The following is a 23,146-nucleotide window of genomic DNA, read 5'->3' as shown; positions in this document are numbered from 1 at the left end:
GGGCGGTCCGGCGCCAAGGGGATCAGTCCTCGATCGCCACGATCTTGTTGAGCTGCGCCACCGTCAGCACGCGTTTCACCTGCCCGGCGGCGGCGCGCAGGATCAGCAGCTTGTCGACGTTGGACATCTCCTCCCGCGCGATCAGCAGCATGCCGATGCCCGCGGAATCGACGAATTCCAGCGCGGACAGGTCGAGGACTTGCCGCTTCGCCTTGGTCTGCAGCATCTCGCGGATGAGCGCGCGCAGCTTGGCGTGGTCGTTGAAGGTCAAGCGGCCGCGCAGCCGAACGACGGTCTCCTGGTCCTTGTCCTCTATTCCGTAATCCATCGGTCGGATGTCCCTGCAGGGTCGTGGGGCGGGGGCCGTTGCCGGCCAGACCCGTAAGCGTGATCAGAAGAGTTCGATGTCGCCGCCGGAACTGTCGTCGTGGCCGGCATCCACGTCAAGCACGCCGTGCTCGTCGAGCGCCGTCCCTTCCAACAACAGTTTCCGCACGAACCGCTGCCGCATCTCGCTCAGCTTGAAACGGCCAAGTAGTTCGTCGAGCCATTCCTGCGGAACGCGCCCGTTCAAGGAAGCGGGCAATTCGACGCGGGTTCGGTTCTCCAGCTCGTCCAAGCCGGCGGACATGATGGCCAGGCTGTCATTGATGGCTTCCAGCCGCTGCTTGGTCAGGTCCTGGAACTGCATGCCCGTGACCATGTGCCCGATGGTCGAGGACATGTCGGACGACACCGTCGCGGCGGTCTCCAGCACGCTTTGGAAGTGGTTGGTCTGGTCGACCAGACTCTCCATGGTCTTGTCCACCCGCTCTTTGGCGAGCATCTGCGGCGACATATCGGTGTTGGCGATCTGGCGCAGGATGTCGTGGCCGTTGCGCACGCCCTTGACCACGGCCGTGACCTTGGAGCGCATGCGGTCGGCCAGTTCCCCGGTGGAGCGGGACAGGTGCCGCACCTCCTGCGCCACCACGGCGAAGGTGCGGCCCGCCTCGCCGGCGCGGCTTGCCTCGATGGTGGCGTTCAGCGCCAGGAAGTTGGTCTGCCGGTTGATGACGTCGATGTCGGCGATGGACTTCTCCAGCTCCGACACGTCCTTCTGCACGTCGTCCAGCAGGTAGACCATGCTCATGGCGTGGCGCGACAGGGTGACGATGTTGGCGATCATGTCCGCGATCATGTCCTGCATGCCGACGACCAGCTGGTCCATCGGCACCCGCTCGCCGTCGATGGCGATCGACCCGGCCATGCTGACGATCTGCTCCACCCGGAGCGACTGCTCCATGGCCTTCTCGGCCAGCTCGCGGAAGCGGGAGGAAAGATCAAGCGTGGCGGTTTCCACCGTGTCCGACGTGCGCGACAGCTCGTGCTGGATGGCCTCCAGCGTGCGGCGTTGCACGTCGGCGTAGCCCATCCAAGTGGACAGCAGGTCGGCGGTGACGGGGAGCTTTTCCGCCGCGGCGGGCGACACCGTTCCCAGCGATTCCAGTTCAGCCGCCGGGTGGGGGGCGTGGTCGCCGCCCTCGTGCGATCCGCGGAAAGACCGGTCGTAAGACATGGTGGTGCTCCTCAGTTCGCCCGCGGTCGATCGCCGATGGCGTCGAACGCGCGCAGCATTTCGGCCGGGATCTGGGCCAGCGGCAGCTCAATGGCGACGGCGCCGGCCTCCTTGGCGGCGCGCGGCATGCCATAGACGACGCAGCTCGATTCCTGCTCGCCGATCGTGTAGGCCCCGGCCTCGCGCATGGCCAGCAGGCCCGCCGCCCCATCGCGGCCCATGCCCGACAGGATCACGCCGACCGCGTTGGCCCCCGCCGCGCGGGCGACGGAGGAGAACAGCGTGTCGACCGACGGGCGGTGGCCGCTGACCGGCGGGCCATCCTGGATGTGGCAGGAATAGCCCTGGGCGTCGCGGATGACGACCAAGTGCCGGTCGCCGGGGGCGATGTGGACCACGCCCTGGGCCAAGCGCGCCCCCTGGGTGGCGAGCCGCACCGATGGCGCCGACAACCGGTCGAGCCGGGCGGCGAAGCTCGGCACGTAGCTCGGCCCCATGTGCTGGGTGATGACGATGGGCGGGCAGTCGGCCGGCATCACGGCCAGCACGTCGCGGATGCGCTCCACCCCGCCGGTGGAGGCGCCGATGGCGATGAAGCGCGTGCCCGACCCGGCCCGCCGCGGCGTCGGCAGGGTGGGGGATGCCGCCTGCAGGGGGCGCCGCATCGACAGGCGCGCGGTGGCGGCGACGCGGATTTTGCCGATCAGTTCCTGCGCCATCGCCTCAACGCCGTGGCCTTCGGCGCCGTCGGGCTTGGCGACGCAGTCCACGGCGCCGATCTCCAGCGCGCGGATCGTCGCGTCGGAGCCTTCCCGCGTCAGGGAGGAGACCATGACCACCGGCGTCGGGCGCAGCGTCATGATCTTTTCCAAGAAGGACAGCCCGTCCATGCGCGGCATTTCGATGTCGAGCGTGATCACGTCCGGGTTGGTGTGCTTGATGACCTCGCGCGCCTCGTAAGGGTCGCGGGCAACGCCGGCCACCTCGATGCCGGGCTCCTCGGACAGGATGGACCTCAGCATCTCCCGCATCAGGCTGCTGTCGTCCACGATGACCACGCGAATTGGGCGCGTGCGGATGGAATGGGGCATGGCTCAATCCTCTCCGAACAGTTCCACGTCGCCCTCGATCGGCTGCTGCCGCAGGGTGGAGCGGAAATGCAGTTCCTGGTGCGCCGTCTCCGACAGGGCCTCGGGCCGCAGCAGCTTGCGCAGGGCCTTGCCGGTGTTCGGGAAGTAATGGACCCGCCGGGCCGAGCCGCCGCCCAGGTCCTGCCCGACCAGCTTCAGCCCCTCGCGCCGCACGTAGTCCAGCGCGAAGCGGGCGTTGCTCTGCCCGACGTCGAAGCTGGAATCGATGACGCGGGCGCCGCCGAACAGCTTCACCTCCAGACGGTCGCGGCGGGCGCCGCGTGACAGCAGGTCGTTGATCAGCCTCTCCATGGCGACCGAGCCATAGCGCGCCGCAGCGCTGGCCCCGCCATCCTCCGATTCCGGCACCTCGGGCAGCAGGAAATGGTTCATGCCGCCGATGGCCGCCGCGGGATCGTGGACGCAGGCCGCCACGCAGGAGCCGAGTGTGGTGACCATCATCACGTCCGACCGCTCGCTGACCAGGTGATGCCCCAGGAAGACCTTCAGCGTGTGGGCCTGGAACTGCGCGTTGTAATAGCCGCCGGGCTGCCGGGAACCGGCCGGCCTCACGCTGCCATCCCGCGTCCCACCTTCCCGCAGCGTGTTCGGCCGGGCCTGGGCGGCGCGGCGGCCTGCGAAGCCGGTCATGGCAGCCTCCGGTAGATGGTCGGCCCGGTCTGGCGGAACCGGTTGGACACGCCGTAGAGGCTTTCCGAGTGACCAAGGAACAGGCACCCCCCGGGCTCCAGCAGGCGGGCGAAGTTCTCGATCACCTGGGTGCGCCCGGCGCGGTCGAAATAGATCAGCACGTTTCGGCAGAAGATCGCGTCGAACGGCCCCTTCATGGGCCAGTGTTCCAGCAGGTTCAGCGGCTTGAAGGTGATCAGCCGCTTCAGCTCCTCGTCCACCGCGATCTTCGCCTCGCCATCCTCGCGCAGGCGCCGGGTGAAGCGGTCGCGCAGCGCGCCGGGGATGCTGGCCGCCACCTCCGCCGGGTAGACGCCGCGCCGGGCGGTCTCGATCATGTGTGTGTCGATGTCGGTGGCGAGGATCTTCGCGTCCCAGCGCCGCAGTTCCGGCCCGAAGGCGGCGGCCAGCACCATGGCGATGGTGTAGGGCTCCTGCCCCGAGGAGCAGCCGGCCGACCAGATGCGCAGCCGCGGGTGCGAGGATTCCCCGCCGTGCCGTCCCCGGATGTCGGGGACGACCGTCTTCGCCAGATAGTCGAAGTGGTGCGATTCCCGGAAGAAGCTGGTCAGGTTGGTGGTCAGCGCGTTGACCAGGAAACCGATCTCGTTGCCGCCGTCCTCGCCCTCCAGCAGCGCGCAGTAGGCGTCGAAGTCCGCCAGGTTCAGCTCCCGCAGCCGCCGGGCGAGGCGGGAATAGACCATCTCCACCTTGTGCGGGGCGAGCGCGATGCCCGCCAGCTGGTGGAGCATGCGCGCGATGAACTCGAAGTGCCGCTTCTCGAACGGAAACTCCCGCCGGCCGGCGGCGGCCGGGGTGGTGGCCGGGGCGGCGGGGTTCTGCGATGCGGGCGTGGCGGCGGTCATGGACCGTCCCCGTCGCGGCTTATCCTGGCGCTGTCGATCCCGGCGCGGCTCATGGTTGCCCCCATGCTCACGCGGCGTGCCCGCGCGGCTGGGCACGGTCTGTGGCGCGCACATCGGCGGCCAGCGTGTCGAGCAGCCCGAGCACCGTGCCCGACAGCCGTTCCAGATCCTCCAGCGCCCGGGCGGTGGCCGCGTCGTCCCCCTGTTCATGGGCCTTCAGCGCGCGCTTGCCGGCCTCGTGGAATCGGGCGTGCGGCTCGGCCAGCCGCGCGAAGGCGGGGGAGGAGCGCACGGCCGCGTCGCCGACCGTGTCGTACCATTTGCCGAGCCGGCAGTGATGGTGGTCGGCCAGCTTGTCGGCGGTGGCGTCGCCGCGGCCCTGCACCGCTTTCAACACGTTCTCGCGGAAGGTCAGGTGATCGATCTTGGTGTTCTCGATCAGCTGGACGTGGCGCGCCAGGTCGTCGGTTCCGCTGCGCCCGAGCGCGGCGGCACGGTCCAGCGCGAAGAAGGCCATCTGCTGGCGCAGCTGCCCGGCCTGCTCCTCCAGGGAGCGGGCGGCGGCCGTGCTTTCCTCGACCAGGGCGGCGTTCTTCTGGGTCATCTCGTCCATCTGGGCGACGGCGGAATTCACCTCGTCCAGGCCGGAGGCCTGCTCCGCCGTGGCCCGCGCGATCTCCGACACGAGGTCGGCGACGCGGGAGATGCCGGATACGATGTCGGTCAGGGTCGCGCCGGCCGAGCGGACGAGGTCCACGCCGTCGCGCACCTGCGCGCCGCTGTCCAGGATCAACGTCTTGATCTCCTTCGACGCCTGGGCGGAGCGCTGGGCGAGGTTGCGCACCTCCTGCGCCACCACCGCGAAGCCGCGGCCCGCGTCGCCGGCGCGTGCGGCTTCGACGGCAGCGTTCAGCGCCAGAAGGTTGGTCTGGAAGGCGATCTCGTCGATCACCCCGATGATGTCGGAGATCTTCTGCGACGACTGCTCGATCCGGCGCATGGCGTCGACGGCGCTGGCGGCCACCTTCCCGCCGCGTTCGGCGGCGGCGCGGGCGTCGTTGGCGACGGTGGTCACCTGCTGGGCGTTGTCGGCGTTGGACCGCACGGTCGCCGCCAACTCCTCCATGCTCGCCGCCGTCTCCTCCAGCGAGGAGGCCTGCTGCTCCGTGCGTTCGGACAGGTCCAGGCTGCCCTCGGCGATCTCGCCGCTGGCCGTGGCGATGGATTCCGCGGCGGCGTTGATGCGGCGGACGATCTCCGACAGCTTCTCGACCGTGTTGTTGAAGTCCTCCTTCAAACGCTGGAACACGCCTTCGTAGGGCCGGTCGATGCGGCGCGACAGGTCGCCCTGCGCCAGCATTTCCAGGGTCGAGGCCAATTCCTCCGCAACGTCGGAGACGTTGCCGGCCAGCCGGTTGATGCCCTCGCTGACCAGCCGGAAGAAGCCGGCCTTGCCCGCCAGGTCGATGCGGCGGGAAAAGTCGCCGCGCACCGCGCTGTCGACCATGCCGGCGATCTCCGCCTCGATGGACAGCTCGTCGGTCAGGTCGCGCCATTCGATGACAGTGCCCAGCCGCTCCCCATGGCGGCCGGCGACCGGGTTGGCGATGATCTGGAAGGTCCGGCGCCCGGCCTTGATCGTCCCCCGGTGGGTGGCGGTCAGGCCGGTCAGGACGCCGCGCGGCTGCGCCCCTACGCTCTGACGATCGCCCTGAAGATCGGAATGGAGGGAATCGAGGTTGCGGCCGACCAGCCCGTTGCTGTCGAAGCTGGGCAGGACCGCCTTCAGGTCGGCCTCTGCGGCCTTGAACATGGCAAGCAGGGAGGCGTTGGCGTAGGTGATCGCGCCGTCGGCGTCCGCCATCATGATGCTGGCCGACACGCGGTCCAGCGCGATGCGCGAGCGCACGGCGGACACTGCGTCGTCCTTGAAGGCGTCCACGGCGCGGGCCATCTCGCCCAGCTCGTCGCGCCCGTCGGTGTGCGGGACCGTAACCGACAGGTGCCCGTCGGTCAGGTCGGCCATGACCTTGCGGATGCCGTTGACCGGCCCGGCGATGGACCGCGCGATGGCGCGGGCCGCCAGGATGCCCAGCAGGAGCGATAGGCCGCCGATGGCCAGCGACAGGATCAGGTTCTTCGTCACCTCGCCTTCGGCCTGCCGCTCGATGCCGTTCTGTTCGGCGTGGACGGCGGCGACCACCGCCTCCAGCGTCTCGTTCAACCGGGACACCACCTTCGCGACCACGTCGGCGCGCAGGCGGTCGATGTCCTGATCGGCGGCGACGGCCTCGGCGAAGGCGGCGCGGTAGTCCGGCGCGCGCGCCTCGACCTCGCGCAGGCCCTGCAGCAGCGTGGCATCGGACAGGAGGGGCTGCGCCTCGCGGATGTGCCCCAACATCTCCTTCAGATTGGCGTCGAGCAGGCGCGGCGCGCCGGCATCCCGCATCCCGATGGCGCGGTTGGCGTAGAGGCGCACCAGTGCCCAATGCTTCGCGGCCTCTCCGACCGCCAGGGCGGCATCCCTGCCGCCGGAGGCCAGCATGTCCTCAGACAGGCGCTCCAGCCGGTCGGTGATGGCCGCGCCCAGCGGGTCCATGCGCTGCCGGATCGCCGCGTCGTAGCGTTCGCGGTGGGCGCGCACGGCTTCGAACTGGGCGTGGTATTCGGCGTGCAGGCGGACCAGCTCGGCGAACTTGGCGGCCTGCGGCGACGCCTTAACGGCGGCCTCATGCCCGGCCATCGCCTGGTCGAACTCGGCGCGAAGCGCGCGCTGGCGGTCGAGCGTCTTGGGGTCGCCGGTGAAGAGGTAGTCGCGGCCCTGAATGCGCTGGTTGGCGAGCCGGGCCGACAAATCCTTGGCGAAGCTCGCCAGGTCGGAGGAGGCGAGCACCGCGTCGACGTTGTCGTTCAGGCTGCGGATGCCGAGCATGGCGGCGCCGACCTGCGCCACCAGCAAAGCCAGCAGGAGCCCGAAGGCGAGCCATAACCGCTTCGAGATGCTCAGACCCGACATGCGCTTCCCCCAGGCGTTTGTTTGCCGTTCTTCATGCGATATCGACGTGTTTCGGCGGCCTCCCCCCGGCGCCGCCGCCCGTCCTCGGTGTCGCCCGTTCTCAGTGCGCCTTTTCCAGCGCCAGCGGGACCCGGGCCGCTGCCGCGTCCGCGGCCTCCCCGGCTTCGACGGAGAACAGCCTCTCCACGTTCAGCAGGGTGACCATGCGGTCGTCCGCGGTGTAGAGGCCGCTCAGGTACTCCGCGTCGATCATGCCGCTGTCCACATCGGGCGGCGGCTTGATGCTGTCGTGGCCGATGGCCAGGATGTCGGAGATGGCGTCCACCAGGATGCCGCGCGTGCGCTCGCCCACCTGGATGACCACCACGACGTGGCGTTTGGTCACCTGCGTGGCGCCGCCGCCGAAGCGGGCGCGCAGGTCGAAGATCGGGATGATGATGCCGCGCAGGTTGATCACGCCGCGCACATAGTCCGGCAGGTTCGGCAGCCGGCTTTCCGGCGTCCAGCCGCGGATCTCGCGCACGGACAGGATGTTGACCCCATATTCCTCGCTGCCGACGGTGAAGGTGACGTACTGCTCTTCGGAGGCGTTGACCGACATGACGTCGGTCCGGGTGCTGCCGATGGTGGTCAGCGCGGTGGAGGTGGTCATCGCTTGGCCTCAGACCGGTTCGAGGGCGGGGGCGGGAAGGGCGGCCGGCGCGGGGCCGGGCGGCCGGGAGTATCCTGATTCATAATGGCGGCTCATCTCGCGCAGGCCGGCGACGTCCAGGATCAGGGCGACGCGCCCGTCGCCCAGGATGGTGGCGGCGGCCACGCCGTCCAGCCGGCGGAAGTTGGCCTCCAGGCTCTTGATCACGACCTGCTGCTGGCCCAGCACCTCGTCCACGACGAGGCCGAGCCGCGCGCCGTCCTCCGTCTCCACCAGCACGACCAGCGCGCGGGTGGGGTCGGTGACCGCCTTGGGGATGCCGAACAGCTGGTGCAGGTAGACGAGCCGGACATACTCGCCGCGCGCCATCATGACGTCGCACTTGCCGACCAGCCCGTGCAGGTCCGCCGCTTTCGGGCGCAGGCTTTCCACGATGTTGGTCAGCGGCAGGACGAAGCGCTCCTCGCCGACGGAGATGACCATGCCGTCCAGCACGGCGAGCGTCAGCGGCAGCGACAGCACGAAGCGGGAGCCCTCGCCCGGCGCCGAATAGACGCCGATGCGCCCGCCCAGCGACGAGATGTTCCGCCGCACCACGTCCATGCCGACGCCGCGGCCGGACAGGTTGGACACTTGGTCGGCGGTGGAGAAGCCCGGCAGGAAGATCAGGTTGTCGATCTCCTCGTCCGACAGGCTGGCGCCCGGCTGGACGAGCCCCTTCTCGATGGCCTTGGACAGCACCTTGGGCCGGTTGATGCCGCGCCCGTCGTCGGTGATCTCGATGACGATGCGGCCCGACCGGTGCTGCGCCGACAGGTGCACCGTGCCCGCGCGCGGCTTGCCGATGCGCTCCCGCTCTTCCGGCCCTTCCAGACCGTGGTCGATGGAGTTGCGGATCATGTGGGTCAGCGGGTCGACGAGGTTTTCCACCACCGTCTTGTCGACCTCGGTCGTCTCGCCCGACGTGACCAGCTGCACCTCCTTGCCCGTCGCGGCGGCGCATTCGCGCACCAGCCGCGGCATGCGGGAGAAGACGCTGGACACCGGCTGGGCGCGGATGGACATCACGCTCTCGCGCAGTTCGCGCGTGTGCTGGGCCAGTTGCTCCAGCCCCTCCAGCAATTCCTGGAACTCGCCGGGCGGCAGGTCGCGCACATGCTCCGCGATCATCGCCTGGGTGATGACCATCTCGCCGACCATGTTGACCAGCCGGTCGATCTTGTCCAGGTCGACACGGATGGTGTGGCTGGTCAGGCCGGCGTGCTCGCCACCGCTGTTACCAGCGTTGGGGCGGGGCTTGGCGGGTTCGGCCCGGGCGACATCGGGCGGCTTGGGCGTGGCAGCCGGCACCGGCGGGGTGGCCGACACCGGCACCGGATCCGTGGAGGCCTGGATTGCCGGGGGTGCCACCACCGCGGGGGGCGGGGCCTCGACGGAAATGCGGATGTCGCACTCGTCGGCGACGAACTCGAAGACGTCGTTGATCTTTTCCTGGTCCACGTCGGGATCGGCGACCAGCGTGACCGTCCAGGACAGGTACAGAAGCTCCGCCTCCAGCGCGGGGAGAGGCGGCAGGCTCCGCAGGTCGCAGTCGATGGTGGCGTCGCCCAGCCGGCGCAGCGCGCGCAGCATGAAGGTCGGCTCGTTGCCGGACAACAGCAGGTCGGGCTTCGGCCGGAAGGTGATGGTCCAGCGCAGCTTGCCCTCGGGCACGGGGGCGCCGATTCCCGTTTCCGCCTCCGTCCGGGCGGCGTCGATGGCGGCCATGGCGTCGCCGAAGATGCCCGCCTCGTCGTCCTCGTCATCCGGGTAGGCGGCGGGTTGAACAGTCGGAGTGGGCTCCGACGCGGTCACCTCGGCCGGACCACCGGCCAGATGGCGGCGCAGAGCCGCCACCGTGTCGTCTGTGGTGCCGGGCGGGGCGGCGGCCTCCTCGCGGGCGTAGGCCAGCATCTGGCCCAGCACGTCGTTGGCGCGGATCAGCGTGTCCACCAGCTCCGTCGTGACCGGGATGCTGTTGTTGCGCACCCCGTCCATCACCGTCTCGAACTCGTGCGCGAAGGCGACCAGCTCGGTGAAGCCGAAGGCGCCGCCGCCGCCCTTGATGGAATGGACGGCGCGGAAGATGGCGTTGACCTCGTCGGAATCCACCTCGCCGGGCGTCAGGCGCAACAGGCCGGATTCGGCCACCGCCAGCAGCTCCGCGCTCTCGTCGAAGTAGGTTTGCTTGAACCGGCTCAGGTCTTCCACGGGCGTGCCCTCACAAGCCAAGAGTGCGGCGTCAGCCGCAGACCTTCTGCACGACGGAAATCAGCTTGTCGGGGTTGAAGGGCTTGACGATCCAGCCCGTCGCCCCGGCCGACCGGCCTTCCGCCTTCTTCGACTCGTCCGCCTCTGTGGTCAGCATCAGGATCGGCAACGTGCGGTGGGCCGGTGTCGCGCGCAGGCGGCGGATCAGCGTCAGGCCGTCCATCACCGGCATGTTCAGGTCGGTGATGACGAGGTCCACCTTGTTGGTGCCGATGAGGGTCAGCGCCTGCTGCCCATCGCCGGCCTCCACCACGTCGTAGCCCGCGCCCTTCAGCGTGAAGGCGACCATGTCCCGCATGGTCCGCGAATCATCGACGGTGAGAACCTTTTTCTTCACGCTCGGCTCCATTGCTTCAGCCAGGGGGCGAGGCCCAGATCCTCGCACGCCTCCGTCAGAACCTCGGACGGCTGCAGGATGGCGAATGTGCGGTTGTGTTCGGCGGCGTGGCGCGACGCGGCCAGCAGGGCCTGGATGCAGGCGGTGCTGACGCGCTCCACCGCGCCCGCGTCGGCGATCACGGTGTCGGACGCGCCGAAGCCGGCGCGCAAGCCCTCCAGAAGCGGCTGAGCCATGGGGAGGTCGAGGTCGCTCGGCAGGCCAAGGCGGACCTGCCCGCCTTCGTCGCTCCACTTGATCAGTGTCACCTCATCCTCCTCGCCGACCGTACGGGCGGATCGGGCCATCCCCGGTGTTTCGGGGAAAAACCATGCCCGCTGCACGTATAAGGATTCGTTAAGGCAACCGGGCTGACCTGAATCAACCAGCGCGCACACCTGTGCGGAGACGGCGATCTTTTTCGGACGGGCACCGCAAAAATAAAAAAGGCCGGACGACGTTTCCGCCGCCCGGCCTTTCGCGTCGATCGCGTCTAAAGCGAACTTCCGTTCGCTTTAGATTCATATGGCCTCATTCGCCGGCCGGGCTTCGGCCGCATGGGCGGCCGGACCCGCCGTCGCGGTCCAAAGCGGATCGCAATCCGCTTTAATTACTCGGCGGCGGCCATGTAGCCCGGCAGCCAAGCCTCGTTGGCCTTTTTCAGGCGGGCGATGGTGATCGCCTCGCCGCCGCGGCCGGTCAGGGCCGTGCCGTTGGTCTTGCCGAGCACGGTCACTGGCACGCCGGCAGCCTTGGCCTTCTCCTGCACCGCTGCGGCCTTGTCAGGGCGGACGGCCAGGACATAGCGGCCCTGGTCCTCGCCGAACAGAGTTCCGGCGTCGGCCCCATCCAGGCCGGACAGGTTGGCGCCGATGCCGCCGGCCATGGCCATCTCGGCCACGGTCACCAGCAGGCCGCCGTCCTGGATGTCGTGGCTCGACACCACCAGCCCCTCGCGGACGATGCCGCGGACGAAGTCGCCGTTGCGGCGCTCCACCGCCAGATCGACCGGCGGCGGAGGGCCGTCCTCGCGGCCCAGGATCTCCCGCAGGTAAAGCGACTGGCCGAGGTGGCCCTGCGTCTCACCAATGAGGAGGATCGTGTCGCCCTCGTTCTTGAAGGCGATGCCCACGGCCATCACGGCGTCGGGCAGCAGGCCGACGGCGCCGATGGCCGGCGTCGGCAGGATGGCCTCGCCGTTCGTCTCGTTGTAGAGCGAGACGTTGCCCGACACGACCGGGAAGTCCAGCGCGCGGCAGGCGTCGGCCATGCCCTGGATGGCGCCCACGAACTGGCCCATGATCCGCGGCTTCTCGGGGTTGCCGAAGTTCATGTTGTCGGTGACGGCGAGCGGCAGGGCGCCGACGGCGGACAGGTTGCGGAACGCCTCGGCCACCGCCTGGGCGCCGCCGCGGACCGGGTCGGCAAGGCAGTAGCGCGGGGTGCAGTCGGTGGTGACGGCGATGCCCTTGGTCTGGCCGGGCAGCCGCACCACGCCCGCGTCGGCCTGGCCGGACATGTAGCGGGTGTCGCCGTTCACCAGGCTGTCGTACTGCTCCCAAATCCAGCGCTTGGAGGCTTGGTCGGGGCAGGCGACGATCTTTTCCAGGATGTCGCCCAGCGTCTTGCCGGCCGGCAGGGCGCGCACCGACTCCTCAAGCTCCGCGGCGGCCGGGGTCGGTTCCCACGGACGGTCGTAGAGCGGGGAGGCGTTGGACACCGGCGCGATCGGCATGTCGCACCAAGTCTGGCCGTGCATCTTGATGACCAGCTTGCCGTTGTCGGTCAGGTGGCCAATGACGGCGAAGTCCAGCTCCCACTTCTCGAAGATCGCGCGGGCGACGTCCTCGCGGCCGGGCTTCAGGATGATCAGCATGCGCTCCTGGCTTTCGGAGAGCATGATCTCGTAGGGGGTCATCCCCTCCTCGCGCATCGGCACGTCGTCGAGCACCAGCTCGATGCCCAGGCCGCCCTTGCCGGCCATCTCGACCGAGGAGGAGGTCAGGCCGGCCGCACCCATGTCCTGGATGGCAACGATGGCGTCCGTCTCCATCAGCTCCAAGCAGGCCTCGATCAGCAGCTTCTCGGTGAAGGGGTCGCCGACCTGCACGGTCGGGCGCTTCTCCTCCGAATCCTCGCTGAACTCGGCCGACGCCATGGTGGCGCCGTGGATGCCGTCGCGGCCCGTCTTGGACCCGACATAGACCACCGGGTTGCCGATGCCGGCGGCGGCCGAATAGAAGATCCGGTCGGCCTTGGCGACGCCCACGGTCATGGCGTTGACCAGGATGTTGCCGTTGTAGGCCGGGTGGAAGTTCGTCTCGCCGCCGATGGTCGGCACGCCGACGCAGTTGCCGTAATGGGCAATGCCGGCGACCACGCCCGACACCAGATGGCGGGTCTTCGGGTGGTCGGGCGAGCCGAAACGCAGCGCGTTCATGTTCGCGATGGGCCGGGCGCCCATGGTGAACACGTCGCGCAGGATGCCGCCCACGCCCGTCGCCGCGCCCTGGAAGGGCTCGATGTAGGACGGGTGGTTGTGGCTCTCCATCTTGAAGATGATGGCGTCGCCGTCGCCGGCATCGACCACGCCGGCGTTCTCGCCGGGGCCGCAGATAACCTGCGGGCCGGTGGTCGGCAGCGTCATCAGCCACTTCTTGGACGACTTGTAGGAGCAGTGCTCCGACCACATCACCGAGATGATGCCCAGTTCCGTGTAGGTCGGCTTGCGTCCCAGGATCTCCAGGGCGCTGTTGTATTCCCCTTCGGACAGGCCGAACTCGCGGGCCATCTCAAGGGAGACTTCGGGCTGCTGCGCGGTGGTCACGACAGGGCCTCCACCAGACCGTCGAACAGGGGCTTGCCGTCGGTGTTGCCGTGGAAGGCGGACACCGCGTCCTCGGGGTGCGGCATCAGGCCCAGCACGGTGCGCTTGGCGTTGAAGATGCCGGCGATGTCGTCCAACGAACCGTTCGGGTTCCACAGCCCGTCGTCGCGGCCCGCGTCGCTGACGTAGCGGAAGGCCACCTGGCCCTCGCCGTCCAGCCGCTTCACCGCCTCCGCGTCGGTCCAGTAGTTGCCGTCGCCGTGCGCCACCGGGTAGCGGACGATCTGCCCCTTGCGGTACTTGGCCGTGAAGGGGCTGTCCGTGTTCTCCACGCGCAGGTGCACGGTGCGGCAGACGAACTTCAGCTTGGCGTTGCGCATCAGGGCGCCGGGCAGAAGCCCCGCCTCCGTGATGATCTGGAAGCCGTTGCAGATGCCGAGCACCCGCACGCCCTGATCGGCCCGCGCCTTCACCTCGCGCATGATCGGCGAGTGTGCCGCCATGGCGCCGGAGCGCAGGTAATCGCCATAGGAGAAGCCGCCCGGCACGAGGATCAAGTCGACCTTGGGCAGTTCGGTGTCGCGGTGCCAGACCAGATGCGGCTTGGTCCCGCTGGCGGCCTCCAGCGCGGCGACGGCGTCGCGTTCGCGGTTGGAGCCGGGGAAAACGATGACGGCGGCCTTCATGGGGCTTGGGAAATCCGGCGTCGTGGGGGGAACGGTTCGAGGCCGGACACTAAAGGCCCGGCCCCGTCAAAGCAAGGGGTCCGACCCCCGATATAGGCCTTATCGGGGGCAATAACCCCCTGTTCAGCGCAGGGCAGGGGCGTCCGCCTCGGGATAGGCGGTGATCTGGTGCAACGACAGGTCCGCACCGCGATGCTCCTCCTCCGCGTCCAGGCGGATGCCGACGGTCATCTTCAGCGCGCCGTAGACGATGAGGCCGGAGAGCAGGCCGAAGGCCGCACCGCCCAGCGTGCCCACGGCTTGCGCCGGCAGCGAGACACCGCCCATGCCGCCCAGGCTTTCCTGCCCGAAGACACCGGCCAGGATGCCGCCGGTCAAGCCGCACAGCCCGTGCAGCGGCCAGACGCCCAGCACGTCGTCGATCTTCCAGTTGATCTGGCATTTGTTGAAGGCCCAGACGAACAGCAGCCCGGCAATGCCGCCGGTGATCAGCGCGCCCAGCGGGTGCATCACGTCGGAGCCCGCGCAGACCGCCACCAGCCCAGCCAGCGCGCCGTTGTGAACGAAGCCCGGGTCGTTGCGGCTGATCACCAGCGATGTGACGATGCCGCCGACCATGGCCATCAGTGAGTTGATGGCGACGAGGCCGGAGACGCCGTCGAGCGACTGCGCGCTCATCACGTTGAAGCCGAACCAGCCCACGGCCAGCACCCAGGCGCCCAGCGCCAGGAAGGGGATGTTGGACGGCGGGATGGCGACCAGCGACCCGTTGTGGCGGTAGCGGCCGCGCCGGTTGCCCAGCATCAGCACCGCGCCCAGCGCCACCCAGCCGCCGAAGGCGTGCACGACGACGGAGCCGGCGAAATCGTGGAAGGGCTGGCCGAAGGTTGCGGTCATCCAGTCCTGCAGCCCGAGCCGCGTGCCCCACACCATGCCTTCGATCGCCGGGTAGAAGAAGGCGATCAGCAGCAGCGTGGCGCAGGCCTGCGGCCAGAATTTCGCCCGCTCCGCGATGCCGCCCGACACGATGGCCGGCACGGCGGCGGCGAAGGTCGCCAGGAAGAAGAACTTCACGAGGTCGTAGCCGTAGGCGGCGAAGCCAGCGGCGCCCTTGCCGACCAGCGTCTTGGCGTCGGCGAAGAAGTCCACGCCGTAGGCCACCGCGTAGCCGACGAAGAAGTAGGCGATGGTGGACATGGCGAAGTCCGACAGGATCTTCACCAGCGCGTTCACCTGATTTTTCTCCCGGACCGTCCCGACCTCCAGCAGCGCGAAACCGCAATGCATGGCCAGCACCATCACGGCGCCGATGAGGACAAAGAGGACGTCTCCGCCGGTCTTCGCTGCACCCATTTTGCCCAAACCTTCAGCAAGATGCCTAAAAAGTAGGCGAACTGATACGATATTGGGCAAATTTACGCAAGCTTTGAATCGCCCGCTTCGGAAGCAAACAGTGGGCGGATCGCCCAAAAGGCGGGCAGGGTGCGTCTGGTGCTGCCGACGTATTTGCAAGCGATGTGCCGGGGAGTGAATGGGTCACCACAGAGACGCGGAGACACAGAGAGACCACGCTCTCTGTGTCTCCGCGTCTCTGTGGTGAAAGCCTGTCAGGCGCCCGCCTGCGCGATCAGCCAGTCGCGGAACTGCGGCGCCTCGGTGTGGCCGCGCTGGCGGCTTTCCAACAGGTAATAATGGCCGGACACCACCGTCCCGGCGCCCAACGGCGTGGTCAGCCGGCCGGTGGACAGGGAGCGCTCCACGAACAGCAGGGGCACGACCGCGACTCCCAGCCCGTCCTCGGCAGCCTGGATGGCGAAGTAGGTGTGGTCCACCTCCATCCGGCTGCGAAAAGCCTGGAGTTCCAGCCCCTGCGCGGTGCACCAGGCCGGCCACAGGTCGGTGCGGGCGCGGATGGTGATGATGGTCTGGCCGGTCAGGTCGGCCGGCGTGCGGATCGACGCCATCTCCGCCAGCGCCGGGCTGCACACCGGCGCGCAGTGTTCCGCCATCAGCGGCAGGGGCTTCAACCCGGCGAAATGGGCGGGGTCGCGCCGGATCGCGTAGTCGAAGCGCTGGGTCGTGTCGATGGGGCCGGGGGCGGTGGACAGCGACACTTCCAGATCGGGAAAGGCCTGCTGGAACCGCGGCAGGCGCGGCAGCAGCCAATGCATGGCGAACGTCGGGATGCAGTCCAGGCGGATGGTCTGGCGGAGACTCGCGTCGAGGATGGTCTCGGTCGCTTGCTGGATTTCACTGAACAGGTCGGCCATCCGCGTGAAGTAGCGCGCCCCGACCTCCGTCAGCCGCACCTGCCGCTGGCTGCGGTCGAACAGCGGGGTGCCGAGGAAGTCCTCCAGCGTGCGGATCTGCCGGCTGACCGCGCCGGGAGTGACGCTCAGCTCCTCCGCGGCGAGACGGAAGCTGGAATGGCGGGCGGCGGCGACGAAGGCGCGCAGGGCGTTCAGCGGGGGCAGACGGGGCGGCATCGATTGAGTTTTTCTCAAGGGTCGGGAGAAGACAAGTCGTTTGTCGGCGCAGCATCAGGTGCCTATCGTGGCCTGACCCGTCCTTCCCGCGTCGAATGGTCCCATGTCGCACATCACACGAAAGCTGGTCTGGCTGCTCGGCGTCTCGCAGCTCGTGTGCTGGGGCATCTCCTATTACCTGATCGGCCTGTTCGGGAAGGTCATGGCCGCCGACCTGGGCCTGAGCCTTCCGGTCGCCTTCGGCGGCTTCACCGCGGCGCTTCTGGTCATGGGGCTGACCTCCACGGCGATCGGCAAGGCGATCGACCGCTGGGGCGGACGGCCGGTGATGGTGGCGGGGTCGCTGCTGTCGGCGGCCGGCTGCCTTGGGCTGGCGGCCTGCACGGGGGTGGTGGGCTACTACGCGTCATGGCTGGTGCTCGGCCTCGCCATGCGGGCGACGCTGTACGACGCGGCCTTCGCGGCGCTGGCCCGGCTGGGCGGGCCGCAGGCGCGCAAGCCGATCTCGCAGATCACCCTGCTGGGCGGGCTGGCCTCCACCACACTGTGGCCGGTCGGGCAGGCGCTGGCCGACGCCTTCGGCTGGCGCGGCGCGCTGGTCGGCTACGCGGTTCTCGCTCTGCTGACCATTCCCCTGCACGCCGCCATCCCGGCCGAACGCTACGAGCGGCGCGTGGAGCCTAAGAACGGTCCGGCGCTCGATGCGGCGGAACGGCCACACCCGGTGCCTGGGGCGCCGGTGCTCTTCGCGCTGATCGTGGCGGCGACCGGCCTGCTCGCCTCCGGCCTCTCGGCGCACATGATCGGCATCCTCGGCGGGCTGGGGGTGGCGCCGGTGGCGGCGGTGTGGATTTCGACCCTGCGCGGGATCGGCCAGTCCTCCGCCCGGCTGTGCGAGGTGCTGTTCGGCGCGCGGCTGCACCCGACCAGCCTCGCCCTGATCGCCGCGGCGCTGCCGGTGCCGGGTTTCCTGGCCGGGATGGCGAGCGGGCAGTGGGTCGCCGCCGGCGTCGCCTTCGCCGTGCTGTTCGGGGCCGGCAACGGGCTGGCGACCATCGTGCGCGGCACGCTGCCACTGGTCCTGTTCGACCCGCGCACCTACGGCAGCACGGTCGGCCGGCTGGTGGCGCCGAGCTTCTACGTCTCCGCCCTGGCCCCGCTCGCCTACGCCATGGTCATCGAACGGGCGGGGGAGGGGGCGGCCCTGCTGCTGTCCGCGGCACTGGAACTGGTGGCCGTGGCGGCGACCGCGGCGTTGTGGCTGTCGGTCCGCCGGGCGGCGGTTATTTCCCCTTGAGGCGCCCGTCCCAGTCCTCAACGGCGTTGCGGTCCAGGCGGCGTTCGGCGAGCGTGCGCCAGGCCTGGGCCAGGACGGGCAGGGCCGCCATCTCGGCCAGCGCCTCCCGGTTCATCGTGTCCACGTAGAGGACGTGCAGAAGCCGGGTCAGCGTCCATTGCGGGTAGGGGCGCTCGACCAGCGTCAGCCGGTCGCCGGGGCCGATCACACCGGGCTCCGGCACGCGGTAGTACCAGCCGGTGCGCCCGGTGGTCTGGACGCGCCGGGCCATGTCCGGCACGCCGAAGCGGTGGTTCAGCTTCCAGCAGGGCTGGCGGCCCTGCGCCACCTCCAGCAGCGCGGTGCCGGCGCGGAAGCGGTCGCCGACGCAGATGTCGGCCTCCGTCAGGCCGAGGGTGGAGATGTTCTCGCCGAAGGCGCCGGGCTGGCCCAGCAGCGCAATGTCGTTGCCCAGATCCGCCGCCCAGGCGGGGTGGTGGTCGAGCGGGTAGTGGTGGATGGCCTTGTCGGGGCCGCCGTGGACGCGGCGGTCGCCCTGCTCGTCGTCCAGGAAGCCTTCGGGCCCCACGGCGCGCGGGCCGTCCACGGGCGTCTTGGCGATGGCGCTGTTGCCGGCGCGCCCCGGCGGGCCGAAGGGAACGGCCTTGCCGACGAGGACGGCGCGGATCGTGGTCTCGGTCACGGTTTCTTTCTCGCCTTTACGGCCTGTTCCTGGAGGGCGACATAGTGGTGCCACACCAGCTTGGCGGCAAGGCTGCGGTGCGGGCGCCAGGGTTCCGCCACGGCCAGCAGCTGGGCCGGGGTCGGCTTTTCCGCCCAGCCCTTCAGCCGCTGCACGCCCAGCTGGATGGCGAGGTCGCCCACTGGCCAGATGTCCGGCCGGCCGAGCGCCATCATCAGGTAGATCTCGGCGGTCCAGCGCCCGATGCCCTTCAGCGTGACGAGCGCCGCGATGGCCTCCTCGTCGTCCATGCCGTGGATGGCCGCGATGTCCAGCCGCCCGTCGGCGACGGTCTGGGCGAGGCCGCGGGCGTAGCCGATCTTCTGGCGCGACAGGCCGCAGGCGCGCAGATCCTCGTCGGGCAGGGCGAGGATGGCGTCCGGCGTGACCGTCCCGACCATGCCCAGCAGCTTCTCCCACAGGGCCGCAGCGACCTTGGTGGAGAGCTGCTGCTCGATGATCAGGCGCAGCAGGCCGGGAAAGCCGTCCGGCCGCGTGAAGTCGCGGATTTCCGCTCCGCCGACGCGCAGCGATTCGGCGAAGATGGGGTCGAGGGATGAGAGATGGTCGAGGGACATGGTCGCACGAAAATGGGGGATGCACAGCGATTGTGCATCCCCCATTTTCGATCGGCGCGTCTGAGCGCGGAAGCGGCTTACGCCACCAGTTCGATCGCGTAGTCCTCGATGACGGTGTTGGCGAGCAGCTTGTTGCACATCGCCTCCACCTCCTGGCGGGCGGTGGCCTCGTCGGTGCTCTTCAGCTGAAGCTCGATGACCTTGCCGGCGCGGACGTCCTCGACGCCGTCGAAGCCCAGCGTGTGCAGCGCGTGCGCGATGGCCTTGCCCTGGGGGTCGAGAACGCCGCGCTTGAGGGTGACGTGAACCTTCGCCTTCATCGGAATGTCCGTTCGCTTGATGGTGCTGATGATGGGGGAATGCGGGGTTACTGAACCGTCTTGGGACCCTTGACGTCCACCGGGCCGCCTTCGGGCAGGATGCCCAGGCGCCGGGCGACTTCCTGGTAGGCTTCCTCGACCTTGCCGAGATCCTGGCGGAAGCGGTCCTTGTCCAGCTTCTCGTTGGTCTTGATGTCCCACAGGCGGCAGTTGTCGGGGCTGATCTCGTCGGCCAGAACGATGCGCATCTCCTCGTTCTCCCACAGGCGGCCGAACTCCAGCTTGAAGTCCACCAGACGCAGGCCGATGCCGAGGAAGAGGCCCGACAGATAGTCGTTCACGCGGAGCGACAGCGCGACCATGTCGTCGAGGTCCTGCGGAGCCGCCCAGCCGAAGGCCGTGATGTGCTCCTCCGTGACCATCGGGTCGTTCAGCTCGTCCGACTTGTAGTAGTACTCGATGATCGAGCGCGGCAGCGGCGTGCCTTCCGGGATGCCGAAACGCTTGGACAGCGACCCGGCGGCGACGTTGCGCACCACCAGCTCGATCGGGATGATCTCCACCTCGCGCACCAGCTGCTCGCGCATGTTCAGGCGGCGGACGAAATGCGTAGGCACGCCGATTTCCGACAGGCGGCTCATCAGATACTCGGAGATGCGGTTGTTCAGCACCCCTTTGCCGGTGATGATGCCCTTCTTCTGGTTGTTGAAGGCGGTCGCGTCGTCCTTGAAGTACTGCACCAGGGTGCCCGGCTCCGGCCCTTCGAACAGGACTTTCGCCTTGCCTTCATAGATGCGCCGGCGTCGTGTCATGAGAGATCGTCCAAAAACGTGTGGCCCGGGCACGGGGGACCGGTCCAGGGTTATGCACGAGTGATATAGCAAGCTGGCCCAGGGAACACAATGCGCGGGGCCAGGACCTGGGAGGAGGGACCCTACGGGCGCCGCCTCACCCCAGATCCACAGGCTCCCACGGGGCCTCGTGCGGGCGACCGGCGGCGAAGTGCCAGACCGGGTCCAGCTCCGGCCGCTCCGCTGTGGGGAGGGCCAGAAGCGAGCTGGACACCGTGCCGAAGCCCGTCGGCAGCAGGAAGTTCATGGCGCCGCGCTCCCCGCGTTCGCCGTCCCAGATGCGGCTCGCCAGCAGCTCCGGCCAGCCGCCCCACTCCGTCTTTTCGGGGCCCGCCTTGTCCAAATCCGGAGGGGTTGCCGTGCGGAACAGCGGCAGGTACTGCGCCTGGCGCGGGTCGTCGGTGTCGTCCAGGTCGCTGGCGGTGACCATGTGGACGCCCACGGGAATGTCGATGACCTCCGGCCGGTTGCGGGCGGAGTTGCCGCGGTGGACGATCAGCTTGGCATCCCGGTTGTCGGCGACCAGCAGGTTGAAGGGCCGGTAGGCCCGCGTGTCGAGCTGCGACAGGGCCAACGCCGCGTCCGCCGCGTCGGCGTGGTCCAGCGCGTCCAGCACCAGCTCTCCCCGCGACCGCTTGCCGGCCTCCGGCCCCAGCGTGCCCATGCGGTTCAGGATGGCGGCGACCACGCCCTCGTCGTTCAGCCCCATCCAGGAGCCGCCGGCCAGCTCGTCCAGCCCGGCAACCACGTTGGGCCGGTCGGGCCAGTGGCGGCCGGGCGCCTTCCAGGGCCGGCCCTGCATCTCGTCCCGATTGGCGGCCACCACCAGGGGCCACGTTGCGTCCGGTCGTCGCAGGAGGATCACGCTGCACATGGGGAATCTTGCCTTCCGCGTCCTTGAGAGGTATGTCGCCGCACGCCGGATTCGCCGATTGGCCGATGCGGCCGGGCTGATAAAGAAGTGCCGATGACGATGCCCGGAGCACCGGCTATATAATCTTGTATCTGGGAGCGAAAACCAATCCAAGGAGCCTGGGTCCCCATGACGACCTTCGACGAGCGCGAGAGGGCCTTCGAGAACAAGTTCCAGCACGACCAGGACCTGCTCTTCAGGATTCGGGCCCGCCGCGACCGGCTGGCCGGCCTGTGGGCGGCGAACCTGCTGGGCTTGACGGGTGCGGAGGCGGACGCCTACGTCCGGCAGATCATCGAGGCCGACATCGGCGCCGTCGGTCCGCACGACATCCGCGACCGTCTGGCGGCCGACCTGCATGCCAAGGGCATCGACATCTCCGACCACCGGGTGGAGCGCGAGCTGGTCAGCCTCCTGGAGGTCGCCCGCCAGCAGGTCCACGCGGAGTAACGCGGCGGCTTGATGGAATGCGAAAGGCCCGGCGCTGGGGAGCGCCGGGCCTTTTGTGTTTTGGGGCAATACGCGGGGCGCTTACTCGCCGAACACACGCTTGAAGATCGTGTCGACGTTCTTCGTGTGGTAGCTCATGTCGAACATGGGCGCCAGCGTGTCGCGGGAGATGTGCTTGGCCACGTCGGCGTCGGCAGCCAGAAGGTCTAGGAAGCTGCCGCCCTTTTCCCACACCTGCATGGCGTTGCGCTGCACCGCCTTGTAGCTGTCCTCGCGGCTCATCCCGGCCTGGGTCAGCGCCAGCAGGACGCGCTGCGAGAAGACCAGCCCGCCCAGGTCGTCCAGGTTCTTCTGCATGCGCTCCGGATAGACGACCAGCTTGTCCATCATGCCGGTCAGGCGGGCCAGCGCGAAGTCCAGCGTCACCGTGGCGTCGGGACCAAACATCCGCTCCACCGAGCTGTGGGAGATGTCGCGCTCGTGCCACAGCGCCACGTTCTCCAGCGCCGGGACGACGGCCGCGCGGACGATGCGGGCCAGACCCGTCAGGTTCTCCGACAGGACCGGGTTGCGCTTGTGCGGCATGGCCGACGAGCCCTTCTGGCCCGGGTGGAAATACTCCTCCGCCTCGCGCACCTCGGTGCGCTGCAGGTGGCGGATCTCCACGGCCAGGTTCTCGATGGAGGAGGCGATGACGCCCAGCACCGAGAAGTAGAAGGCGTGGCGGTCGCGCGGGATCACCTGGGTCGACACCGGCTCCGGCGCCAAGCCCAGCTTGGCGGCGACGTATTCCTCAACGCGCGGGTCGATGTTGGCGAAGGTGCCGACCGCGCCGGAGATGGCGCAGGTGGCGATGTCCTTGCGCGCCTCGACCAGACGCTCCCGATTGCGGGCGAAGGCGGCGTAATGGCCGGCCAGCTTCACGCCGAAGGTCGTCGGCTCCGCGTGGATGCCGTGGCTGCGGCCGATGGTGACCGTGTCCTTGTGCTCATAGGCGCGGCGCTTCAGCACGGCCAGCAGCTTGTCCAGGTCCTCCAGCAGCAGGTCGGCGGCCTGGGTCATCTGCACGGCGAGGCAGGTGTCCAGCACGTCCGAGGAAGTCATGCCCTGGTGGACGAAGCGCGCCTCCGGCCCGACATGCTCGGCGAGGTTGGTCAGGAAGGCGATGACGTCGTGCCGGGTCTCGCGCTCGATCTCGTCGATGCGGTCGATCTCCCACTTGCCGCGCGCCCAGACGGCGGCGGCCGCCTCCTTGGGGATAACGCCCAGCTGGGCCTGCGCGTCGCAGGCGTGCGCCTCGATCTCGAACCAGATGCGGAACCGGTTCTCCGGTTCCCAGATGCGGGCCATTTCGGGGCGGGTGTAGCGGGGGATCATCGGCTCTCTCCGGGTGCGGACCTGGTGCGGGTGTGTTCGATC

Annotated in this window: 22 protein-coding genes; 2 read left to right on the top strand and 20 right to left on the bottom strand. The window is 69.0% G+C overall.

The annotated features are described in order from the left end of the window. Nucleotides 1-22: 22 nt before the first annotated feature. The 14 genes from M2351_RS13000 to M2351_RS12925 form a co-directional block, all read right to left on the bottom strand. Nucleotides 23-328: an STAS domain-containing protein gene (locus M2351_RS13000; protein ID WP_264656466.1), complete on the bottom strand. Its 306-nt coding sequence runs from the start codon at nucleotides 326-328 to the stop codon at nucleotides 23-25. Between the two features lie 63 nt (nucleotides 329-391). Then, nucleotides 392-1,558: a methyl-accepting chemotaxis protein gene (locus M2351_RS12995; RefSeq protein WP_264656465.1), complete on the bottom strand. Its 1,167-nt coding sequence runs from the start codon at nucleotides 1,556-1,558 to the stop codon at nucleotides 392-394. A gap of 11 nt (nucleotides 1,559-1,569) precedes the next feature. Continuing rightward, the gene (locus tag M2351_RS12990; protein WP_264656464.1) at nucleotides 1,570-2,649 is read right to left on the bottom strand and encodes a protein-glutamate methylesterase/protein-glutamine glutaminase; all 1,080 of its coding nucleotides are present in this window, start codon (nucleotides 2,647-2,649) and stop codon (nucleotides 1,570-1,572) included. Between the two features lie 3 nt (nucleotides 2,650-2,652). Further along, the gene (locus tag M2351_RS12985) at nucleotides 2,653-3,339 is read right to left on the bottom strand and encodes a chemotaxis protein (RefSeq protein WP_264656463.1); all 687 of its coding nucleotides are present in this window, start codon (nucleotides 3,337-3,339) and stop codon (nucleotides 2,653-2,655) included. Beyond that, entirely contained in the window at nucleotides 3,336-4,244 is a 909-nt protein-coding gene (locus M2351_RS12980) for a CheR family methyltransferase (protein ID WP_264656462.1), read from the bottom strand. Before M2351_RS12980 ends, M2351_RS12985 begins: the two co-directional genes overlap by 4 nt. Nucleotides 4,245-4,311: 67 nt before the next feature. Continuing rightward, a complete protein-coding gene (locus M2351_RS44930; RefSeq protein WP_319801883.1) occupies nucleotides 4,312-7,260 on the bottom strand; it encodes a methyl-accepting chemotaxis protein in 2,949 nt (982 codons plus the stop codon). Nucleotides 7,261-7,360: 100 nt separating this feature from the next. Further along, nucleotides 7,361-7,912, bottom strand: coding sequence for a chemotaxis protein CheW (locus M2351_RS12960; RefSeq protein WP_264656461.1), 552 nt, complete (start codon nucleotides 7,910-7,912; stop codon nucleotides 7,361-7,363). 9 nt (nucleotides 7,913-7,921) lie between these two features. Then, nucleotides 7,922-10,162: a chemotaxis protein CheA gene (locus tag M2351_RS12955; RefSeq protein ID WP_264656460.1), complete on the bottom strand. Its 2,241-nt coding sequence runs from the start codon at nucleotides 10,160-10,162 to the stop codon at nucleotides 7,922-7,924. A 31-nt stretch (nucleotides 10,163-10,193) separates the two neighbouring features. Further along, a complete protein-coding gene (locus M2351_RS12950) occupies nucleotides 10,194-10,571 on the bottom strand; it encodes a response regulator (RefSeq protein ID WP_319801882.1) in 378 nt (125 codons plus the stop codon). Then, on the bottom strand, nucleotides 10,556-10,867 hold the full coding sequence (locus M2351_RS12945; RefSeq protein WP_264656458.1) for an STAS domain-containing protein: 312 nt from the start codon (nucleotides 10,865-10,867) through the stop codon (nucleotides 10,556-10,558). Before M2351_RS12945 ends, M2351_RS12950 begins: the two co-directional genes overlap by 16 nt. 341 nt (nucleotides 10,868-11,208) lie before the next feature. Beyond that, entirely contained in the window at nucleotides 11,209-13,389 is a 2,181-nt protein-coding gene (purL, locus tag M2351_RS12940) for a phosphoribosylformylglycinamidine synthase subunit PurL (protein ID WP_264656878.1), read from the bottom strand. Nucleotides 13,390-13,421: 32 nt separating this feature from the next. Continuing rightward, nucleotides 13,422-14,111, bottom strand: coding sequence for a phosphoribosylformylglycinamidine synthase subunit PurQ (gene purQ / locus M2351_RS12935; protein WP_264656457.1), 690 nt, complete (start codon nucleotides 14,109-14,111; stop codon nucleotides 13,422-13,424). 123 nt (nucleotides 14,112-14,234) lie between these two features. Further along, a complete protein-coding gene (locus M2351_RS12930; protein WP_264656456.1) occupies nucleotides 14,235-15,464 on the bottom strand; it encodes an ammonium transporter in 1,230 nt (409 codons plus the stop codon). A 254-nt stretch (nucleotides 15,465-15,718) separates the two neighbouring features. Continuing rightward, nucleotides 15,719-16,597 carry a LysR substrate-binding domain-containing protein gene (locus M2351_RS12925; RefSeq protein ID WP_264656455.1) on the bottom strand — a complete coding sequence of 293 codons (879 nt, stop codon included), beginning with the start codon at nucleotides 16,595-16,597 and terminating at the stop codon, nucleotides 15,719-15,721. Nucleotides 16,598-16,700: 103 nt separating this feature from the next. Here M2351_RS12925 and M2351_RS12920 point away from each other — a divergent pair, with 103 nt between their 5' ends. Further along, the gene (locus tag M2351_RS12920) at nucleotides 16,701-17,894 is read left to right on the top strand and encodes an MFS transporter (RefSeq protein WP_264656454.1); all 1,194 of its coding nucleotides are present in this window, start codon (nucleotides 16,701-16,703) and stop codon (nucleotides 17,892-17,894) included. On the opposite strand, the gene M2351_RS12915 is transcribed toward M2351_RS12920, so the two are convergent. The 5 genes from M2351_RS12915 to M2351_RS12895 all read right to left on the bottom strand — a co-directional run bounded on the left by M2351_RS12915 (nucleotide 17,881) and on the right by M2351_RS12895 (nucleotide 21,238). After that, entirely contained in the window at nucleotides 17,881-18,576 is a 696-nt protein-coding gene (locus M2351_RS12915) for an MOSC domain-containing protein (protein WP_264656453.1), read from the bottom strand. The two genes, M2351_RS12920 and M2351_RS12915, sit on opposite strands and share 14 nt — an antisense overlap. Next, the gene (locus M2351_RS12910) at nucleotides 18,573-19,193 is read right to left on the bottom strand and encodes a DNA-3-methyladenine glycosylase family protein (RefSeq protein WP_264656452.1); all 621 of its coding nucleotides are present in this window, start codon (nucleotides 19,191-19,193) and stop codon (nucleotides 18,573-18,575) included. Before M2351_RS12910 ends, M2351_RS12915 begins: the two co-directional genes overlap by 4 nt. Nucleotides 19,194-19,270: 77 nt before the next feature. After that, nucleotides 19,271-19,513, bottom strand: coding sequence for a phosphoribosylformylglycinamidine synthase subunit PurS (purS, locus tag M2351_RS12905; protein ID WP_209766299.1), 243 nt, complete (start codon nucleotides 19,511-19,513; stop codon nucleotides 19,271-19,273). Nucleotides 19,514-19,560: 47 nt separating this feature from the next. After that, nucleotides 19,561-20,325, bottom strand: a complete 765-nt coding sequence (purC, locus tag M2351_RS12900) for a phosphoribosylaminoimidazolesuccinocarboxamide synthase (RefSeq protein WP_209766300.1) — start codon at nucleotides 20,323-20,325, stop codon at nucleotides 19,561-19,563. Between the two features lie 136 nt (nucleotides 20,326-20,461). Beyond that, entirely contained in the window at nucleotides 20,462-21,238 is a 777-nt protein-coding gene (locus M2351_RS12895) for an NRDE family protein (RefSeq protein WP_264656451.1), read from the bottom strand. Between the two features lie 168 nt (nucleotides 21,239-21,406). Here M2351_RS12895 and M2351_RS12890 point away from each other — a divergent pair, with 168 nt between their 5' ends. After that, nucleotides 21,407-21,727: a DUF1476 domain-containing protein gene (locus M2351_RS12890; protein ID WP_264656450.1), complete on the top strand. Its 321-nt coding sequence runs from the start codon at nucleotides 21,407-21,409 to the stop codon at nucleotides 21,725-21,727. Between the two features lie 81 nt (nucleotides 21,728-21,808). Here M2351_RS12890 and purB read toward each other — a convergent pair whose 3' ends face one another. Further along, nucleotides 21,809-23,104 (bottom strand): adenylosuccinate lyase, encoded by a 1,296-nt coding sequence (gene purB, locus M2351_RS12885; RefSeq protein WP_264656449.1) that lies wholly within the window; start codon nucleotides 23,102-23,104, stop codon nucleotides 21,809-21,811. Between the last annotated feature and the right edge of the window lie 42 nt (nucleotides 23,105-23,146).

Origin of the sequence: Azospirillum canadense (genome assembly GCF_025961225.1) — a bacterium.
GTDB lineage: Bacteria > Pseudomonadota > Alphaproteobacteria > Azospirillales > Azospirillaceae > Azospirillum > Azospirillum canadense.
Note: the sequence above shows the minus strand (reverse complement) of the source record. Positions and strands in the feature narration are given on the sequence as shown.

Bases quoted from the DNA above. Each gene is read 5' to 3' on its own strand.
- M2351_RS13000 (WP_264656466.1), bottom strand. From the start codon at position 328: ATGGATTACGGAATAGAGGACAAGGACCAGGAGACCGTCGTTCGGCTG.
- M2351_RS12995 (WP_264656465.1), bottom strand. From the start codon at position 1,558: ATGTCTTACGACCGGTCTTTCCGCGGATCGCACGAGGGCGGCGACCAC.
- M2351_RS12990 (WP_264656464.1), bottom strand. From the start codon at position 2,649: ATGCCCCATTCCATCCGCACGCGCCCAATTCGCGTGGTCATCGTGGAC.
- M2351_RS12985 (WP_264656463.1), bottom strand. From the start codon at position 3,339: ATGACCGGCTTCGCAGGCCGCCGCGCCGCCCAGGCCCGGCCGAACACG.
- M2351_RS12980 (WP_264656462.1), bottom strand. From the start codon at position 4,244: ATGACCGCCGCCACGCCCGCATCGCAGAACCCCGCCGCCCCGGCCACC.
- M2351_RS44930 (WP_319801883.1), bottom strand. From the start codon at position 7,260: ATGTCGGGTCTGAGCATCTCGAAGCGGTTATGGCTCGCCTTCGGGCTC.
- M2351_RS12960 (WP_264656461.1), bottom strand. From the start codon at position 7,912: ATGACCACCTCCACCGCGCTGACCACCATCGGCAGCACCCGGACCGAC.
- M2351_RS12950 (WP_319801882.1), bottom strand. From the start codon at position 10,571: ATGGAGCCGAGCGTGAAGAAAAAGGTTCTCACCGTCGATGATTCGCGG.
- purL (WP_264656878.1), bottom strand. From the start codon at position 13,389: ATGGCCCGCGAGTTCGGCCTGTCCGAAGGGGAATACAACAGCGCCCTG.
- purQ (WP_264656457.1), bottom strand. From the start codon at position 14,111: ATGAAGGCCGCCGTCATCGTTTTCCCCGGCTCCAACCGCGAACGCGAC.
- M2351_RS12930 (WP_264656456.1), bottom strand. From the start codon at position 15,464: ATGGGTGCAGCGAAGACCGGCGGAGACGTCCTCTTTGTCCTCATCGGC.
- M2351_RS12925 (WP_264656455.1), bottom strand. From the start codon at position 16,597: ATGCCGCCCCGTCTGCCCCCGCTGAACGCCCTGCGCGCCTTCGTCGCC.
- M2351_RS12920 (WP_264656454.1), top strand. From the start codon at position 16,701: ATGTCGCACATCACACGAAAGCTGGTCTGGCTGCTCGGCGTCTCGCAG.
- M2351_RS12910 (WP_264656452.1), bottom strand. From the start codon at position 19,193: ATGTCCCTCGACCATCTCTCATCCCTCGACCCCATCTTCGCCGAATCG.
- purS (WP_209766299.1), bottom strand. From the start codon at position 19,513: ATGAAGGCGAAGGTTCACGTCACCCTCAAGCGCGGCGTTCTCGACCCC.
- purC (WP_209766300.1), bottom strand. From the start codon at position 20,325: ATGACACGACGCCGGCGCATCTATGAAGGCAAGGCGAAAGTCCTGTTC.
- M2351_RS12895 (WP_264656451.1), bottom strand. From the start codon at position 21,238: ATGTGCAGCGTGATCCTCCTGCGACGACCGGACGCAACGTGGCCCCTG.
- M2351_RS12890 (WP_264656450.1), top strand. From the start codon at position 21,407: ATGACGACCTTCGACGAGCGCGAGAGGGCCTTCGAGAACAAGTTCCAG.
- purB (WP_264656449.1), bottom strand. From the start codon at position 23,104: ATGATCCCCCGCTACACCCGCCCCGAAATGGCCCGCATCTGGGAACCG.